At 61.8% G+C, this 15990-nt stretch carries 14 protein-coding genes and 1 other RNA gene; 9 read left to right on the top strand and 6 right to left on the bottom strand.

The window, feature by feature from the left end; genetic code table 11:
- The first annotated feature begins 46 nt into the window (after window positions 1-46).
- Window positions 47-859 carry a DUF6216 family protein gene (locus tag ACCQ05_RS14000; RefSeq protein WP_372390966.1) on the top strand — a complete coding sequence of 271 codons (813 nt, stop codon included), beginning with the start codon at window positions 47-49 and terminating at the stop codon, window positions 857-859.
- Window positions 860-1050: 191 nt separating this feature from the next.
- Here ACCQ05_RS14000 and ACCQ05_RS13995 read toward each other — a convergent pair whose 3' ends face one another.
- On the bottom strand, window positions 1051-2637 hold the full coding sequence (locus ACCQ05_RS13995) for an N-acetylmuramoyl-L-alanine amidase (RefSeq protein ID WP_372390964.1): 1587 nt from the start codon (window positions 2635-2637) through the stop codon (window positions 1051-1053).
- Between the two features lie 175 nt (window positions 2638-2812).
- Between ACCQ05_RS13995 and ACCQ05_RS13990 the strand changes: the two genes are divergently transcribed.
- Window positions 2813-2950, top strand: a complete 138-nt coding sequence (locus ACCQ05_RS13990; protein ID WP_372390962.1) for a hypothetical protein — start codon at window positions 2813-2815, stop codon at window positions 2948-2950.
- 132 nt (window positions 2951-3082) lie between these two features.
- Window positions 3083-4227, top strand: a protein-coding gene (locus tag ACCQ05_RS13985; RefSeq protein ID WP_372394098.1) for an IS3 family transposase whose coding sequence is annotated in 2 segments (ribosomal slippage) — window positions 3083-3320 and window positions 3320-4227 — 1146 coding nt in all. Because the reading frame shifts where the segments join, the coding sequence is not laid out codon by codon here.
- Window positions 4228-5071: 844 nt separating this feature from the next.
- Here the strand turns inward: ACCQ05_RS13985 and ACCQ05_RS13980 are convergent.
- Window positions 5072-6304: a tyrosine-type recombinase/integrase gene (locus ACCQ05_RS13980; RefSeq protein ID WP_372390960.1), complete on the bottom strand. Its 1233-nt coding sequence runs from the start codon at window positions 6302-6304 to the stop codon at window positions 5072-5074.
- Between the two features lie 162 nt (window positions 6305-6466).
- Window positions 6467-6863: a transfer-messenger RNA gene (gene ssrA / locus ACCQ05_RS13975) on the bottom strand.
- 232 nt (window positions 6864-7095) lie between these two features.
- Between ssrA and ACCQ05_RS13970 the strand changes: the two genes are divergently transcribed.
- A complete protein-coding gene (locus ACCQ05_RS13970; RefSeq protein ID WP_372390957.1) occupies window positions 7096-9438 on the top strand; it encodes a S8 family serine peptidase in 2343 nt (780 codons plus the stop codon).
- A gap of 142 nt (window positions 9439-9580) precedes the next feature.
- Here ACCQ05_RS13970 and smpB read toward each other — a convergent pair whose 3' ends face one another.
- Entirely contained in the window at window positions 9581-10084 is a 504-nt protein-coding gene (gene smpB, locus ACCQ05_RS13965; RefSeq protein WP_029221007.1) for an SsrA-binding protein SmpB, read from the bottom strand.
- A 60-nt stretch (window positions 10085-10144) separates the two neighbouring features.
- Between smpB and ACCQ05_RS13960 the strand changes: the two genes are divergently transcribed.
- Window positions 10145-10576 (top strand): type II toxin-antitoxin system RatA family toxin, encoded by a 432-nt coding sequence (locus ACCQ05_RS13960; RefSeq protein ID WP_064508875.1) that lies wholly within the window; start codon window positions 10145-10147, stop codon window positions 10574-10576.
- Between the two features lie 7 nt (window positions 10577-10583).
- A complete protein-coding gene (locus ACCQ05_RS13955) occupies window positions 10584-10853 on the top strand; it encodes an RnfH family protein (RefSeq protein ID WP_228964243.1) in 270 nt (89 codons plus the stop codon).
- A 51-nt stretch (window positions 10854-10904) separates the two neighbouring features.
- Here ACCQ05_RS13955 and ACCQ05_RS13950 read toward each other — a convergent pair whose 3' ends face one another.
- The gene (locus ACCQ05_RS13950) at window positions 10905-11300 is read right to left on the bottom strand and encodes an outer membrane protein assembly factor BamE (RefSeq protein ID WP_104540533.1); all 396 of its coding nucleotides are present in this window, start codon (window positions 11298-11300) and stop codon (window positions 10905-10907) included.
- A 104-nt stretch (window positions 11301-11404) separates the two neighbouring features.
- On the opposite strand from ACCQ05_RS13950, the gene fur reads away from it, so the two are divergent.
- Window positions 11405-11815, top strand: a complete 411-nt coding sequence (gene fur / locus ACCQ05_RS13945) for a ferric iron uptake transcriptional regulator (protein ID WP_064508877.1) — start codon at window positions 11405-11407, stop codon at window positions 11813-11815.
- 622 nt (window positions 11816-12437) lie between these two features.
- On the opposite strand, the gene recN is transcribed toward fur, so the two are convergent.
- A complete protein-coding gene (gene recN, locus ACCQ05_RS13940) occupies window positions 12438-14102 on the bottom strand; it encodes a DNA repair protein RecN (protein WP_372390954.1) in 1665 nt (554 codons plus the stop codon).
- Window positions 14103-14241: 139 nt separating this feature from the next.
- Here recN and hrcA point away from each other — a divergent pair, with 139 nt between their 5' ends.
- Both hrcA and grpE read left to right on the top strand, forming a co-directional pair.
- The gene (hrcA, locus tag ACCQ05_RS13935; protein WP_372394096.1) at window positions 14242-15273 is read left to right on the top strand and encodes a heat-inducible transcriptional repressor HrcA; all 1032 of its coding nucleotides are present in this window, start codon (window positions 14242-14244) and stop codon (window positions 15271-15273) included.
- Window positions 15274-15374: 101 nt separating this feature from the next.
- Window positions 15375-15893, top strand: a complete 519-nt coding sequence (gene grpE, locus ACCQ05_RS13930) for a nucleotide exchange factor GrpE (RefSeq protein WP_104540537.1) — start codon at window positions 15375-15377, stop codon at window positions 15891-15893.
- The last annotated feature ends 97 nt before the right edge of the window (window positions 15894-15990 follow it).

Here is a 15990-nt window from a genome sequence, read left to right as displayed (position 1 = left end):
CGGCAAACAGAGACCGCAATAACAACCAGAAGGCAGCGATAAAAAAATGGAATGGCTTAAATTTTTAACAGGCGAGATCGCTGCTGGCTCCATCATTGCTTTTCTTTCGGCAACTGTATTTGCATGCTGGCGCTCGGGCTCTCTCCATCCTATCAACACCCGTGTGCTGCGTCTTTTTATCAGTAAAGACGACATCGAAGACGAAGTCATTCGGAAGAATTTGGCGGATCACTCCGCACTTGCTGGATTTCGAATGGCACATCAAATTCGCGTCCAAACGCTTAAAGACGCTAAGGCTCTCATCGGCTTTTCGGATTTGCATAATATTCCACTAAAACTCATTGGGCATGCCGGCTGGGCATTTGACCTCAAAAGCCATGTCATCCACCCGAAACGAGTTCACTCTAAGTGGTGGGTGATTCTTCCATTCATCCCTCTCGCAGCATCTATTTTTCTCGCTGTCGTCTTGGGTGTGATTGCAACAAAAGATAGCTTATTGGTTAGCTTGAAAGAGACAGGGACCGATTTATATATTTCAGAAACTGAGGCAAAAACGACAGGGCTTTTTTTAAGCAGGAGCGACACTTTGACTATCGAACAGTGCAAAAACACTGCCGACAAACAAGTCATCGCGCCCACATTCGACCCGAGAGATCTTAAAATCCTTTGCGAGGTGTGGAAAGACCCTGTCCTTAAATCACATTTAGCGAAAGAAGTGCCTAAGCAAAAACGTTCGTCACTGTTTGCCTTCCCGGTCTTGCTATGGTGCGCTTGGCTCTTCTATACCATATGTAGAGAGTTGATCTCTGCAAATAAACTTAGAGATCTTCTAGAAGAGCGTCAGCTAGGCACAAGTTAGTGGCATCGTATCCAGCTTAAGATCTGCGCAAAAAATGAGATCTGCGCAAAAAATGAGGAGGGTTTAGCCTCCTCATTTTTATATCTCTATTTTTAAGCTAGCTTAGGGCGCAGCACGGTTAAACCTGTGCGAATTCGACGCGGTGTCAGTGGAGGATCTGCCCACTAACAAATATATCCCAGCGTCTTTTGTTAGCTGCTAGCAACAACTTGTTGACACGTGACATTGGATTTAACGGCAGCCACCTTGACTCCGTCGGCGTCTACCGCTGTGGTTTCGACACCAAAAGTGACAGTTGAGCTCGATGCAGGCGCGTTGCATCCGAAGTTCCATGTAAAGGTATTATCGGCTGTTGAATTGATGGTGAAGTCTGCATCATAGCAACTGCCAGTCGGACAGCTGGCCACATGGGCGTGGACCTTGATCGGGTATTGCGGGAATCCTTCAAGCTTCACTACGACCGGCGGACGAGTTTTATGGGGACCACTAATATTAGCAGCACTGAGCAACTTAAATGGCTTACAGACTTTTGACTCTCTTGAAAGGCGCGCACCTTTCTCAATGCCCTTAGCCATCAGCCCCTGAAACACTGTGTCGGCCATCGCAGTTGCGTCGTTGACATTATCTTTAAAGCCTACCTCAACGACCACTGCCGGAAGATTTGCGAAGTTATTCTCACCGTAAAGAGTCGTCGGCTGTTGAGTCGTAACAGCCCAATTTGCATATGTCGAATTCGAATTGATGATCTCTTTCATGGCACAAGTAAGATTTGATGCCAATGTGGAAGCACCGGCTTTACTACTATTATAAAATAAGCGACTACCTGAGGCGGTGGTCTGGGGAGTGCCTGCATTGGATGCTGCATTCGTGTGGATGGTGATCATCTGGTCAGCTTGAACATGATTCGCATACAACCCGCGCGAGCGGATATCGTCATATTCATGATCTTTCGGGTTGCGCTTGTTTTCCGCAGAATAGTTGTTCCAGATCTCCGGGTTATCCGGCAGCAAACTCTTGATATAATGTCTGCCGGCCATATTTTTGAAGGGCGGGCAGACCACAGGGTTCCCAGAGCATGCCTCATTATAAGCATCGTTTGAAGTAGATCTTGCAAGATACTGTGTGACGTTGCTACTGCGTGCAGAAACGCTCGTTGCAACTGCTGATGCAAGAACAGATGTTTGCAGATCTTCAATCTGATTATTGATTGTAGGCCGCTGGTATGCCCACGCGGCTTTGGCAGGATTGGTGGCATTCACCAGCACAAGCCCATGCCCTGCTGAAATGAGCATCACTGGGTTTGCGGCAGACTTCTGTGAGCGAGCCGCCATGCCTTTGCCAGGATTTTCCGCTGGAATGCGATCTTCAGGAAAATAATGATAAATATCAAAACCGCCGAAGAGAAACTTAATCTCGGACACGGGAACAGATTGGCCTACGGCATCACTGACGGTTTGGAAAATAAGTTGCAAATCCTCATCGAATGAAGGGGTGTGTTCCTTAGGGATAGCAGATTTATCGAAATCGATATAGATCGTGTCTTTCAGCTGGTCGTAGGTCAGCTTAAATTTAGTTTTTCTTGAAGGCCCATACTTGAAATTATTTTCATTTAATACGTCTTGCACCAAGCCAGTCAGATCAGACTCCAATTGCTTTTTCTGGCCCGTGGTCATATTTTCTTGCGCCACCTTTGCCTGGGCAAAAACGCCGCCACTCAGGCTAAGCATGAAAACAACGGCAACGCTATGTAGCGAGGCTTTTGTAAGACCAACTTTCATTTCGATATCCTTCCAGTGGACTACGATTTCGGGGGATGGGCCGCGCTATTGTCCTGACGCTGCGCCCGTCGTCAGTATAGTGAAGTTCCGAGCGGTGTCACCATAAGATCGCGCAATCACCGTCGGCTTAACAAAATGAATGGCGATGTCCCACAAGTCTGCAATCGAGAGTAACGTGACCATCTTCACGTTCGATCCAAAATCCTATCGATTATCAGAATTTCCCTACCCAATGATGCGCCAGCCGTCCCTGGACTATTTTTTCCGCGACAGTTGCGAGCGTGACTTGATGTCCGCCAAAAGCGCGCGCTGATCTTTGGTGGGAAGCTGCATGAACTCCTGGATGAGTTCTGCTAGTCCTCTGTCTCTGCATAGAGGTAGGTGATACGCCCAGTGTTTCCTAGACATGTCATGGCCATGGAAAATGGTCGATTCGGAGGTGTCTATGAGCAGCAAGCGGTATACGGATGAGTTCAAGATCGAGGCGGCCCGGCAAGTGACTGATCGTGGGTTCAAGGTGGCAGAAGTCGCCGAGCGGCTGGGTGTCATCACGCACAGCCTGTACGCCTGGCTGCGCAAGTTCGGCAAGCCCGGCGTGGTACAGCGCGCCGAGGTGGACCAGAGCGCCGAGGTTCGGCGCCTGAAGGCCGAGTTGCGCCGCGTCACCGAGGAGCGCGACATCCTAAAAAAGGCCGCCGCGTACTTTGCCAAGGGGTAAAGGCAAAGTGCGCCTTCATGCAAGCCCACTGCAGAGAATTCAGGGTGTGTGCGATGTGCCGGGTATTGCGGGTCAGCCGGTCGGGCTATTACGCCTGGTTGTGCTCGCCCGACAGTGAGCGCGCCAAGGAAGACGAACGCCTGCTGGGGCTGATCAAGCACCACGGGCTGGCTAGCGGCAGTGTGTATGGGCATCGCAAGATCGCCAAGGATCTACGCGATCTGGGTGAGCGTTGCAGTCGCCATCGTGTGCATCGATTGACGCGCGCCGAGGGACTGCGTGCCCAGGTGGGCTATGGTCGCAAACCGCGCTTCCATGGCGGAACGCCGTGCAAGGCGGCACCCAACCTGCTGGATCGGCAGTTCGACGTGACCGAGCCGGACACGGCCTGGGCGAGCGATTTCACCTTCATTCGCACGCACGAAGGCTGGATGTACCTGGCTGTGGTGATCGATCTGTTTTCCAGGCAAGTCGTCGGCTGGGCGATGCGCGATCGGGCCGACACCGAGTTGGTCGTGCAGGCCTTGTTGTCTGCGGTGTGGCGGCGCAAACCCAACGCTGGTTGCTTGGTTCACTCGGACCAAGGGTCGGTCTACACCAGCGATGACTGGCAGAGTTTCCTGGCGTCCCATGGCTTGGTGTGCAGCATGAGTCGGCGTGGCAACTGCCACGACAACGCACCCGTGGAGAGCTTCTTCGGCCTGCTCAAGCGCGAGCGGATCAGGCGACGGATCTATCCCACCAAGGACGCCGCACGCGCCGAGGTATTCGACTACATCGAGATGTTCTACAACCCCAACCGCCGCCACGGTTCAACTGGTGACCTGTCCCCTGTAGAGTTTGAACGGCGCTACGCGCAACGAGGGTCTTGAGTGTCTACGGAACTCTGGGCGTATCATCCCGTTGGCCTGCTGGTGTCCCTGTCCGTATTCCTGAAGGATCATCGTCGCTCCACTCCGCAAATAACGCCCCCAAGCCGCTAGCGCAATCGTTCCGAACACAACTGCAAACGCGATCCATGGCTCTGATGTCACAGCGCATCCCCTGATGCTTCCTAGCGAACTTAGAGCGTAGCTTCGACAGTGCTCAGGCCACAAGGTACCGATTGGATTTGTGTCACCTCTGGCCGCGTCGCTCGACGCCGTTTTTGCGCATTTGGAAAAATTTCGGCGAAGAAATAGCCACTCATTGGTCGTGAATCATTACAAGCTTCCAGGCTTTTCCAGCGAGCTTTGCGGTGCATCCAGCTGCGTAAGTCGCTGAAGTTATTGCTTCAATTCACCCCTGGACGGGACACGTCTCATAAACGATAGATGCACCACATTTGGATGATTCCGAAAGCATTGACCGGGATTCGGCAAGCGCTCTACCGTTTTCGCACCGCATACCTGCGGCAATCAAAAAACGACAGATAGGGGAAGCCATATGGGAAAGTTTACGGAGACCGCTCGCTACATCCTCGCCAGCGCACTTGCGCGTTTCGGACTGGAGGTTTTCACGGAGCACGCGACTCCATGGCAGGAAGGCTTCTGGATCGACCGGGAGCCGGGGCGCTTCCTTTGCATTGGCATGGGGCGCCGAGTGCTGTGGATTGCACCGCTGGTGTCCGTCAGCGCTGCTCCGTGAGCCCTGCATCCGTCGCCTCTGTAGGCAATTAGCCACCAGAAGGAGCTACGTCTATGGCTCCTCGGTTTGCGGGCGTGGCATCTGGCGACGCTATGCTGCCTTCGTCTTGAATGGGACCACCACGGCGCCAGTATCTGCACGCAATCCATCCAGATAATCAGCCCAGCCCTGCATCATCTTTCGGCGTTCTGCGAGGTGCGCGGTACGATTGTAGGCGCGGCCGTTGGGGTCTCGTACTGCGTGCGCCAGCTGATGCTCGATGAAGTCAGGTCGGTAGCCCAAAGTTTCGTCCAATAGCGTACGAGCGGTTGCTCGGAAGCCGTGGATGGTCATTGTGTTGCCGTCATATCCCATACGGCGGAGGGCGGCTGTGAGGGCATTGTTGCTCAACGGGCGGCGAGGGGACGTGCCGCCCTTGAAGACGTACTGCAAATGTCCTGTAAGCGGGTGAAGCTCCCGCAGAATCGCGACTGCCTGACTGCACAGGGGAACTAAGTGCGGCTGGCGCATCTTCATTTTCTCTGCCGGGATGTTCCATTCGGCCCGATCCAAGTCAATCTCTGACCACTCGGCATGTCGTAGTTCACCCGGACGCACGAATAGCAGTGGAGCAAGGCCGAGGGCCGCCCGAGTCGTCGCATCGCCCGTGTAAGCGTCGATGGCCCGCAGTAGTGCGCCCACTTCCTTGGGGTCGATGATGGCCGCGTGGTGCCTCCCCTGTGGGGATGCGAGTGCACCCCTTAGGTCTGCCACTGGATTTCGGTCAGCACGGCCGGTGGCGATGGCGTAGCGCATGACCTGACCGCAATTCTGCATGATGCGGTGGGCTGACTCGACGGCGCCTCGTTCCTCGATCCTATGGGCCACTTTTAGGAACTCTGGTGCGGTCAGTTCTGCTACCGGGCGTGACCCGATCCACGGGAAAACGTCATTGCCCATCCATGCGATGACTTTGACCCGATAGCTCTCAACCCATTTTTGCTTACCCAGCCATTCACGCGCGACGACCTCGAAGCTGTTTGCTGCTCGCTCACCGGCTGCGGCCTTGGTGGCCTGTCGCTTCGCGCTGGGATCAATGCCTCCGGCAACCAGTCGCCGGGCCTCCTCTCGGCGTTCGCGAGCGGCCGCCAGAGTGACATCTGGGTACACGCCCAGGCTGATCGTCCGGCGCACGCCTGCGATGCGGTAATCCAGGCGCCAGCCGTGACGTCCGCCTTCCCCAATCAAGAGGTAGAGGCCGCCACCGTCCCGCAGCGCCTTGTCGCCGGGTTTGGCCTTACGGATCAATAGATCGGAGAGGGGCTTAGCGATAGAGCGGGCCATGACAGTAGGCGAATCTAGAGCAAGGGAGTTACTGTCAACCCTACTGTCACCTACTGTCGGACTTCAAGAGGTCGTGTCGGACGATGCTGGACACAAAAAAGGCCGGAACCTTTGATTTCTCTAGGGTTTCCAGCCTTTGTTGTACGTCGCTAGACGTATAGATGGTGGAGGTGGGCGGAATCGAACCGCCGTCCGGAAGCACTCCATCCCCGGCACTACATGCTTATCCCTCCGTTAGATCTCGTCCCCAGGCAGCACGGCGGGCAAAGCGCACCTGAGAACCAGCCTGCTTGATCTGACCGGCAGCTGACAGGCAGCCACTACCGGCGGTTCCGTGATAATGACCCTACATCTACGAGCACGGGCACAAGTAGTTTCGGGGGTTCGCCTTAGGCGGCTGTAGAACTACAACTAAAGCCAATTAAGCGGCGATAGCGAAGTCCGAACCGTAGTTGTCGTCGTTGGCAACTAAAAGTTTGCTGCTGGATTAACGAGGAAAGCTGCCCCCTCGGCATGCGCCAAGCGACTTCGCGACCCCCGTCGAAACCAGTGCACCCCCGGGGAAAGCATCAAACGCTGACCCGATCAGTGTAGGGATCGGCGCGCCCTGTCACAAGTGGTGCGACTTCCAGCGCTTACAGTTGCTTCAGTCCGTACCAAACGGAAAAGTCCGAAAGCGAAGGAGCGAAGCGATGGCGACAGGCAAGCCCCCACGTCCACGATCGGCACGCGCGGCGCCGCGCAGGACTACCAGGCCCGCTCCCCGGCAGCGCGACAAGGCGGCCTCGCCTGTGGACGAGGTGCAGCAGGCCACGACCACCCGCGTGCAAGGCAGGGCGCGTACGGTGATCTACATCCACGGCATCGGCAACAAGCCGCCGGCCGAGGTGCTGCGTTGCCAGTGGGACAAGGCCTTGTTCGGGCGGCCGATGGGCGAGCGCACGCGGATGGCTTACTGGGTCAATCGCGAGCGCTATCCGGTGCCCGAGCCGGGAAGCTGCGACAGCCGCGATGTGGGGCCGGCGCTGAACCAGAGCGTGCAACGGGCGCTGAGCACCCTGGGCCTGGTGCCGGGCACGCAGGACCTGCACCTGCTGGCCGACGCATTGGCCAACAACGCACAGGAACGCGTGGAGTTGCACCGCCTGCTGGACGAACTGGAAGGCGCCGGCGCAGCGGGCAGCGTGCAGGCCAAGGGCCCGGTCGATGCGATTAATCGGGTGCTGCTGCGGCTGATCTCCGCCGCGCTGCTGCAGGACGTGCATGACCTGTTCTTCGTGCCCGAACGCGCGGCGCTGATGCGCGAGAGCCTGGCACAGCGACTGCGTGCCGGTGGCGGGCCGTTCGTGGTGGTCGCGCACAGCCAGGGGTCGATGATCGCCTACGACGTACTGCGGCAACTGCAGGCAGCGGAGTGCGAGGTGACGCTTTTCTTGAGCGTGGGGTCGCCGCTGGGCTTGCCGCAGGTGCGCAGCATGTTCAAGCGCTGGACCGGCACCCGCAAACTGCCGTTTCCCGACTGCGTGCAGCGCTGGGTCAACGTGGCCGACACTCGCGACCCGATCGCGTTGGACCCCGATCTCACCGACGACATCGGCAATGCCAAGGGGCGCTTCGAAAATCTGGCCGCCGCGCGCCTGAATCCGGATTGGCAGGACAACCCGCATTCGGGCTCGGGATATCTGTCGATTCCGCAGGTGCGCGCGGCGGTGCGTCAGGCGGTCGGTGTCGGGTTCGATCAGCCGGTGTCCAACGCGGTGCTGATCAAGGATCTCAGCGAGCAGCTCGAAGCGCATGGCGCCGAGTATCGGCACGAGGTGCTGATCGAGCTGGATCGGCGGGTGCTGGGCACGGACCCGGGCGGCGTACGCGCCCAGTTGCTGGCGCACTTGCGGCAGATCGCCGGGCACAGCACCGGCTTGAAGGGCGATGCGCTGGACGAGGCGATCGAACTGGAGGATGGCTTGCAGCGTTTCGTCTCCGTACGGCTGACGCGCTACGAGATCGAGTCGCTGCAAGACCGCTACCGCGCACTGGGTTTTCGCCGGGTCTGGCGCGATGCCGGCAAGCGTGCGCTGATCCACGTCTCCGGCAACGTGCTGCACGCCGATGCGGCACGCACCGCGTATCGCGCACGCGGGCAGCAGATCGGTTGGGCGGTGCTGGACACCGGCATCGCGGCCAGTCACCCGCATTTCTACGTCGAGGGCCAGCGCGACAACGTGGTGGCGCAGTGGGATTGCACGCGGCGCGGCGCGCCCAGGCAGCTCACCCGTGCCGACGGCGAAACGTTTGCCGGGCTGGACCGGCATGGGCATGGCACCCACATCGCCGGCATCATCGCCGGCCACTGCCATGCCTCGATTCCCGACCCGCAAGGCAATCCCGGCAGCCCGTTGGAATTTGCCGGCATGGCGCCGGACACCCGCCTGTATGGTTTCAAGGTGCTCGACGATGCCGGAAACGGCCGCGATTCGTGGATGATCAAGGCGGTGCAGCAGGTGGCCGCGATCAACGAACGCGCCGGCGAGCTGGTGATCCACGGGGTCAACCTGAGCCTGGGCGGTTGCTTCGATCCCGAGAGCTACGGCTGCGGCTTCACCCCGCTGTGCAACGAATTGCGCCGGCTATGGCGGCAGGGCGTGCTGGTGGTGGTGGCGGCCGGCAACGAGGGACTGACCTGGCTGATGCAGAACGACGGTGGTGCGTATCCGGCCAATATGGACCTTTCGATCAGTGACCCGGGCAATCTCGAAGAGGCGATCGTGGTGGGCTCGGTGCACAAGAGCAGCCCGCACAACTACGGGGTGTCGTATTTCTCATCGCGCGGGCCCACCGCCGATGGCCGCGGCAAGCCCGACGTGGTGGCGCCGGGCGAAAAGATCGTCTCGGCCTACTACGACTTCGACCCGAAGGATCCTGCCAGCCTGATGGTGGAGATGAGCGGCACCAGCATGGCCGCACCGCACGTCTCCGGCGTACTGGCCGGCTTCCTGTCGGCACGCCGCGAGTTCATCGGCTTCCCGGGCCGGGTCAAGCAACTGATGCTCGATACGTGCACCGATCTGGAGCGCGACCGCTATGTGCAGGGCAGGGGAGTGCCGAATTTGATGCGAATGCTCGGGGCGACGTGATTCGGGAGTCGGGATTGGGGATTGGCAAGAGCCGCAAGGCCACGTCTTGCGTGGGTACTTGAGTGGATCGCAAGCCAGCGGCGTGCCAGTTCGCACAACCGCTGTAACGACTCCCTAATTCCCAATCCCGAATCCCGGCTCCTCACGCATCGCGGTTATGCCGGCGCATCACGCGCTGCTTGTCGCGCTGCCAGTCGCGGTCCTTGGCGGCGTCGCGCTTGTCGTGGTTCTGCTTGCCCTTGGCGAGCGCAATTTCCAGCTTGACCTTGTTGCTGCTCCAGTACAGCGCGGTAGGCACCAGCGTGTAGCCCTCGCGCTCGACCCGGGTGAGCACCTTGTCGATCTCGTTCCGGTGCAGCAGTAGCTTGCGGTCGCGCCGCTCCACCGGCACGGTGTGGGTGGAGGCCTGGATCAGCGGGGTGATCTGCGCGCCGATCAGGTAGATCTCGCCTGAGCGGACGTAGGCGTAGCCATCGACGATGTTGGCGCGGCCGGCGCGGATCGCCTTGACCTCCCAGCCCTGCAGCGCCAGGCCGGCCTCGTAGCGTTCTTCCAGGTGGTATTCGTGGCGCGCACGCTTGTTCAACGCGATGGTTTTCGTGGCCTTCGCGCCGTTTGCTTTATCCTTGGATGGTTTCTTGCTCATGACGCCATTGTCGCCGATTCGGTGTCGTCAAACGATCTTCCGTCTTTCACAAGTTAGCGAATGCCTACCATCCGTCGTAGTGCCCTGGTCGAACACAGCGCCTCCCGCATGTTCGACCTGGTCAATGATGTCGCCGCCTATCCGCGCCGCTTCGGCTGGTGCGATGCCGCCCATGTGCTCGAGCAGGATCAGGCGCATATCGTGGCGCGGCTGGATCTGGGGCTGGGCACGTTCCGCACCTGGTTCACCACCGAAAACATCCTCGAGCGCCCCGAGCGCATTGCGATGCACCTGCGCGACGGGCCGTTCAAGCGCCTGGAGGGCCTGTGGGAATTCCAGGCGTTGGGCGAGAACGCCTGCAAGGTCAGCCTGACCCTGGAAGTGGAGACCAGTTCGCGCCTGCTGGGTCCGGCCCTGGCGCTTGGTTTCCAGGGCCTGGCCGACCGCATGGTCAACGATTTCGTGCGGGTCGCCGATCGCGGCGAGGCGTGAAGTGACGATGCAGGTCGAGGTGGTGCTGGCCTGGCCGGACCGCTACAGCGCGGTGCAGCTCCAGCTGCCGGAGGGTGCCACGGTGGCCGAGGTGGTCGCCGCGTCGGGCCTGGCACAGCGGCATCCGCCTGCGGCAATCGCCATCCACGGCCAGGTCGTCCAGCCGACCCACGAGGTGCGCGACGGCGACCGGGTGGAGTTGCTCAGGCCGCTGCTGCTGGACCCGAAGGAGGCGCGTCGCCGTCGGGCCGGGCCGGGCAAGCGGGCAGGCGGATAGCGTCCGGGGCAGGTCTGCGGTCAGGCGTCGAACGCCCCTTGACCGAGTGCATCAACGGCCGCGCTGCTTCTTCTTGTCGCGTGCCAGATTGCGGCCGAACTGCTTGGGTGCCGACTTGGCCAGTTGCTCGTCCTGCGACGGGAAGTAGTCGCCTTCCCAGCGCGTCACCTGGTCGTTCTCGAAGAACACGGTGAAGTTCTTGATCTCGGTCCGCGCCAGGCGGTCCACGCGTTGGGTGGAGGTGTAGTCCCAGCGCTGTGCATGGAACGGGTCGGGGATCGACGGGGTGCCCAGCAATGCACTGACCTGCTGCTTGCTCTGGCCTACCTGCAGTTGCTCCACGGCGTTCTGCTTGATCAGATTGCCCTGGTAGATCGGCTGCTTGTAGATGATGCCGCAGCCAGCGGTGGACAGAGCAACGGCGGCGACCAGCAGGAGATTGCGCATCGGGGAGTAAGTGCTGAGGAAATCACGCCGATGATACACTCCCACCGGTCGCCGCGACCCGTTTGAAGGCAGCTGGCGCTAAATCGCCAATGAACGGAGAACGTATGGAAACCCACGACCTGCGCAAAGTCGGGCTAAAGGTGACCCATCCGCGGATGCGGATCCTGGAGTTGCTTGAACAGAAGAGCAACCAGCATCACCTCAGCGCAGAAGACATCTATCGCCAGTTGCTCGATCACGGCGACGAGATCGGGCTGGCCACGGTGTACCGCGTGCTGACCCAGTTCGAGGCTGCCGGCCTGGTGCTCAAGCACAATTTCGAAGGCGGCCAGGCCGTGTACGAGCTGGACCGCGGCGGGCACCACGACCATATGGTCGATGTGGACACCGGCCATGTCATCGAATTCGAAAGCGAAGAGATCGAGGCGCTGCAGCGGCAGATCGCGGCCAAGCACGGCTATGAGCTGGAAGAGCATTCGCTGGTGCTGTACGTGCGCAAGAAGCGTACGCGCTGAGTTTGGTGTCTGCAGATATGTAATGACAGGGCGGCTTCGGCCGCCTTGTGCGTTCTGTGGCGTGTTGGTGGTGCAGGCCCATGCCCCCATCCGCCCTTCGGGCACCTTCCCCCGCAGGCGGGGGAAGGGAGCGGTGGGCGGTCAGTTGCGGTGCAATCGAGAGGTCACGTGCGGCCAGGCATCGCTTCTCCCGCTGGCGGGAGAAGGGAGCGGTGGGCGGTCAGTTGCAGTGCAATCGAGAGGTCACGTGCGGCCAGATATCGCTTCTCCGGCTGGCGGGGGAAGGGAGCGGTGGGTGGTCAGTTGCAGTGCAATCGGGAGATCACGTGCGGCCAGACATCGCTTCTCCCGCTGGCGGGAGAAGGTGGCGCGTAGCGCCAGATGAGGGCGACACCGTTTGCGCTTGTCGCGCTTGTGGTAGTCGCCTCGCAGCGATGCTGCCCCCATCCGCCCTTCGGGCACCTTCCCCCGCAGGCGGGGGAAGGGGGCGGTGGGCGGTCAGTTGCGGTGCAATCGTAGAGATCACGTGCGGCCAGGCATCGCTTCTCCCGCAGGCGGGGGAAGGGAGCTTCGTCGGCGTGGATGGGAACGGGCCTCCGACTTTGCGGGCTGCTCGCTGCGGTCAGGCGCTCTGCAGCAGCTTGCGCGCTGCTGCGCGGGCCTCCTTGCTGACCTCCACGCCGCCTAGCATGCGCGCCAGTTCTTCCTGGCGGGCCTGCGGGCCGAGCAGTTCGACCGCGCTCTGGGTCATGCCGTCCACCGGCGCCTTGCTGACCCGGTAGTGCGCGTGGCCCTTGGCCGCGACCTGCGGCAGGTGGGTCACGCACAGCACCTGGCGTTCCTCGCCCAGCGCGCGCAGCTTCTGCCCGACGATGTCGGCCACCGCGCCGCCGATGCCCGAATCCACTTCGTCGAACACCATGGTCGGTACGCTGTCCAGGCCGAGCGCGGCCACTTCGATGGCCAGCGAGATGCGCGACAACTCGCCGCCGGAGGCGACCTTGCGCAGCGCACGCGGCGGTTGGCCGGCATTGGCGGCCACCAGGAATTCCACCCGCTCGGCACCGTTCGGGTCTGGGCGCAGGGTGTCCTGGGGTTGCAACTGGATCAGGAACTGGCCGCCGCCCATGCCCAGCTCGCCGATCAGGGTGGTGGTGGCGTCCGACAGGGCCTGCGCCGCGCTCTGGCGGCTGGCGCTGAGCGCGCCGGCCGCGGCCTGCCAGGCGCCGGTGGCGGTGTCGATATGCTTGTCCAGCTGCTGCAGGCGCTCGTCGGCGCCGCGCAGGCTCTCGACCTCGGCATTCAAATGATTGCGGTGGGCGGCCAGCTCGTCCGGGGCGACGCGGTGCTTGCGGGCCAGATCGTGCAGGCGGCCGAGACGGCGCTCCATCGCCTCGAACTGGGTGGGGTCGGCATCCAGGTCGTCGCGCACCCGGTCGAGCAGGGCCAGCGCTTCTTCGATCTGGATGACGGCGCTGTCCAGCAGCGCGTCCACCTCGCCCAGCCGCGGTTCGTGCTCGGCCACGCGGGACAGGTCGTGGCGGCTGTCCTGCAACAGGCCCAGCGCGCAGGCGCCATCGTCGCCGTTGAGCTGCCGGGCCACGCTGTCGCAGGCGCCGATCAGCGCGGTGGCATGGGCCTGGCGGCGGTGGTTGATGTCCAGCGCGGCGATCGCCGCCGGGTCCAGGTCTTCGCGTTCCAGCTCGGCCAGCTGGTGTTCCAGAAAGCCGATCCGGTCGGAAACATCGCCCTGCGCCGACAGCGCATCGCGCTCGTCCAGCAGCGCCTGCCAGCGCTGGCTGGCCTGGCGCACCTGCTCGCGCTGGGCGCTGTTGCGCGCGTAGGCGTCGAGCAGGGCGAGCTGGCTGTGGCGAGCCATCAGCGCCTGGTGTTCGTGTTGGCCGTGGATTTCCACCAGCCGCGCCGCGAGCTCGGCCAGTTGCGAGGAGGTGACCGGGCGGCCGTTGATCCAGGCGCGCGAGCCGCCATCGGCGCGGATGATCCGGCGCAGCTGGCACTGGGCATCGTCATCCAGTTCGTTGTCGGCCAGCCAGGCCAGGCCGGGGTGCTCGGCCGGCAGCTGGAATTCGGCCGACAGTTCGGCGCGGTCGGCGCCGTGGCGCACCACGCCGCTATCGGCGCGCAGGCCGGACAGGAAGCCCAGCGCGTCCACCATCAGCGACTTGCCGGCGCCGGTTTCACCCGACACCACGGTCATGCCCGGCCCGAATTCGAGCTCGGTGGCGCGGACAACGGCGAAATCCTTGATCGAGAGATGTCTGAGCATGAGGGTCGAGAGTGAATGCGTTGGGGAAGCTTAGGGCCTGAGGGTGTGGGCAGGGAGTCGGACGCTTGCCATCCCCGGGGCCAGACATTATCTATGCCCAGTCTCACCGGATGATCCCATGCGCGCGTCCCAGTCCCCAATGCTCGACCCTCGCGCCCGCCAGTTGCTGCGTACGCTGATTGCGCGCTACATCCGCGACGGCGAGCCGGTGGGCTCCAAGACCCTGGCCCAGCATGCCGGGCTGGACGTGAGCCCGGCCACCATCCGCAATATCCTGGCCGACCTGGAAGACGTGGGACTGCTCAGCTCCCCGCACACCTCGGCCGGGCGGGTGCCGACCGCGCATGGCTACCGGGTGTTCGTCGACAGCCTGGTGCAGATGCAGCCGCCGGGCGAAGACGAAGTGCGCCGGCTGCGCGCCGAGCTGGCCAGCGGCAACGGCACCCAGTCGCTGCTGGGCAGCGCCTCGCAGATGCTGTCGGCGATGAGCCATTTCGTGGGGGTGGTCAGCGCCCCGAAGCGCGAGCAGTTCGCGTTCCGGCATATCGATTTCGTGTCCCTGGATGCGCGGCGGGTGCTGGCGATCCTGGTGTTTGCCGACAACGAGGTGCAGAACCGGGTGATCGAGCCGCGCCGCGCCTACGAGCCGGCCGAGCTGGAGCGGGTGGCCAACTACCTCAATGCGCAGTTCGCCGGGCGCGCGCTGGCCGACATCCGTGCCAGCCTGCTACGCGAACTGCGCATGGCCAAGAACGAGATGGAGCAGCTGCTGGCCCATAGCGTGGACCTGGCCAGCGAGGCGCTGGTGCCGGCCGAGGCCGACGACATGGTGATGGCCGGGCAGACCCGGCTGATGGGAGTGCAGGACCTGTCGGACCTGGATCGCCTGCGCGAGCTGTTCGAGGCCTTCGCCAGCAAGCGCGAGATCCTGCAGCTGCTCGAACGCACCATCCAGGCCCCGGGCGTGCGCATCTTCATCGGCGAGGAGACCGGCGTGGTGTCGCTGGAAGACGTCTCGCTGGTCACCGCGCCGTATGCCGCCGGTGGGCAGGTGCTGGGCGTGCTGGGGGTGATCGGCCCCAAACGCATGGCCTACGACCGGGTGATTCCGCTGGTGCAGACCGCCGCCCAGGTGCTGGGCGCGGCGATGGAGCCGCCCGGGACGCGATAACCGCGCTCGATCGCGGCGATGGGTTTTCGCTTGAAACGCGCGCCGGCGCCCACATACGGGGTGACGTTGGGGCGGGCGTTCCGCTTGCCCGGGAACTGCATATGAATCAAGACCACCCCGAATTCGACTCCGAAGACCTGTCCCAGAACCCGCCCGAGACCGATCCGCTCAAGGCCGAGATCGAGTCGCTGCGCAGCGAGATCGCCCTGGTCAAGGCCGATGCCCTGCGCGAGCGCGCCGACCTGGAGAACCAGCGCAAGCGCATCGCGCGCGACGTCGAGAACGCCCGCAAGTTCGCCAACGAGAAGCTGCTGGGCGAGTTGCTGCCGGTGTTCGACAGCCTGGACGCCGGGCTGACCGCGGCCGGCAGCCAACCCAGCCCGCTGCGCGATGGCCTGGACATGACCTACAAGCAATTGCTCAAGGTCGCCGCCGATAACGGCCTGACCCTGCTCGACCCGGTCGGCCAGCCGTTCAATCCGGACCAGCACCAGGCGATCAGCCAGGGCGAGGCGGAAGGTATCGCGCCCGGCCACGTGGTGCAGGTGTTCCAGAAGGGCTACCTGCTCAACGATCGCCTGCTGCGTCCGGCCCTGGTGGTCGTGGCCAAGCAGGACTGATCGATAGCGCCGGCTGAACTGCCAGGCGCACGGATGAAACACAGATGCGCACGGGTGGCTTGAACACCTGCGCGCCACCCCCACATCTCAGCCAGAC

This window comes from Xanthomonas sp. NCPPB 3582 (genome assembly GCF_041475735.2).
Classification (GTDB): domain Bacteria; phylum Pseudomonadota; class Gammaproteobacteria; order Xanthomonadales; family Xanthomonadaceae; genus Xanthomonas; species Xanthomonas codiaei.
Note: the sequence above shows the minus strand (reverse complement) of the source record. Positions and strands in the feature narration are given on the sequence as shown.

Bases quoted from the DNA above. Each gene is read 5' to 3' on its own strand.
- ACCQ05_RS14000 (WP_372390966.1), top strand. From the start codon at position 47: ATGGAATGGCTTAAATTTTTAACAGGCGAGATCGCTGCTGGCTCCATC.
- ACCQ05_RS13995 (WP_372390964.1), bottom strand. From the start codon at position 2,637: ATGAAAGTTGGTCTTACAAAAGCCTCGCTACATAGCGTTGCCGTTGTT.
- ACCQ05_RS13980 (WP_372390960.1), bottom strand. From the start codon at position 6,304: ATGGCCCGCTCTATCGCTAAGCCCCTCTCCGATCTATTGATCCGTAAG.
- smpB (WP_029221007.1), bottom strand. From the start codon at position 10,084: ATGAGCAAGAAACCATCCAAGGATAAAGCAAACGGCGCGAAGGCCACG.
- ACCQ05_RS13960 (WP_064508875.1), top strand. From the start codon at position 10,145: ATGCCTACCATCCGTCGTAGTGCCCTGGTCGAACACAGCGCCTCCCGC.
- ACCQ05_RS13955 (WP_228964243.1), top strand. From the start codon at position 10,584: ATGCAGGTCGAGGTGGTGCTGGCCTGGCCGGACCGCTACAGCGCGGTG.
- ACCQ05_RS13950 (WP_104540533.1), bottom strand. From the start codon at position 11,300: ATGCGCAATCTCCTGCTGGTCGCCGCCGTTGCTCTGTCCACCGCTGGC.
- fur (WP_064508877.1), top strand. From the start codon at position 11,405: ATGGAAACCCACGACCTGCGCAAAGTCGGGCTAAAGGTGACCCATCCG.
- recN (WP_372390954.1), bottom strand. From the start codon at position 14,102: ATGCTCAGACATCTCTCGATCAAGGATTTCGCCGTTGTCCGCGCCACC.
- hrcA (WP_372394096.1), top strand. From the start codon at position 14,242: ATGCTCGACCCTCGCGCCCGCCAGTTGCTGCGTACGCTGATTGCGCGC.
- grpE (WP_104540537.1), top strand. From the start codon at position 15,375: ATGAATCAAGACCACCCCGAATTCGACTCCGAAGACCTGTCCCAGAAC.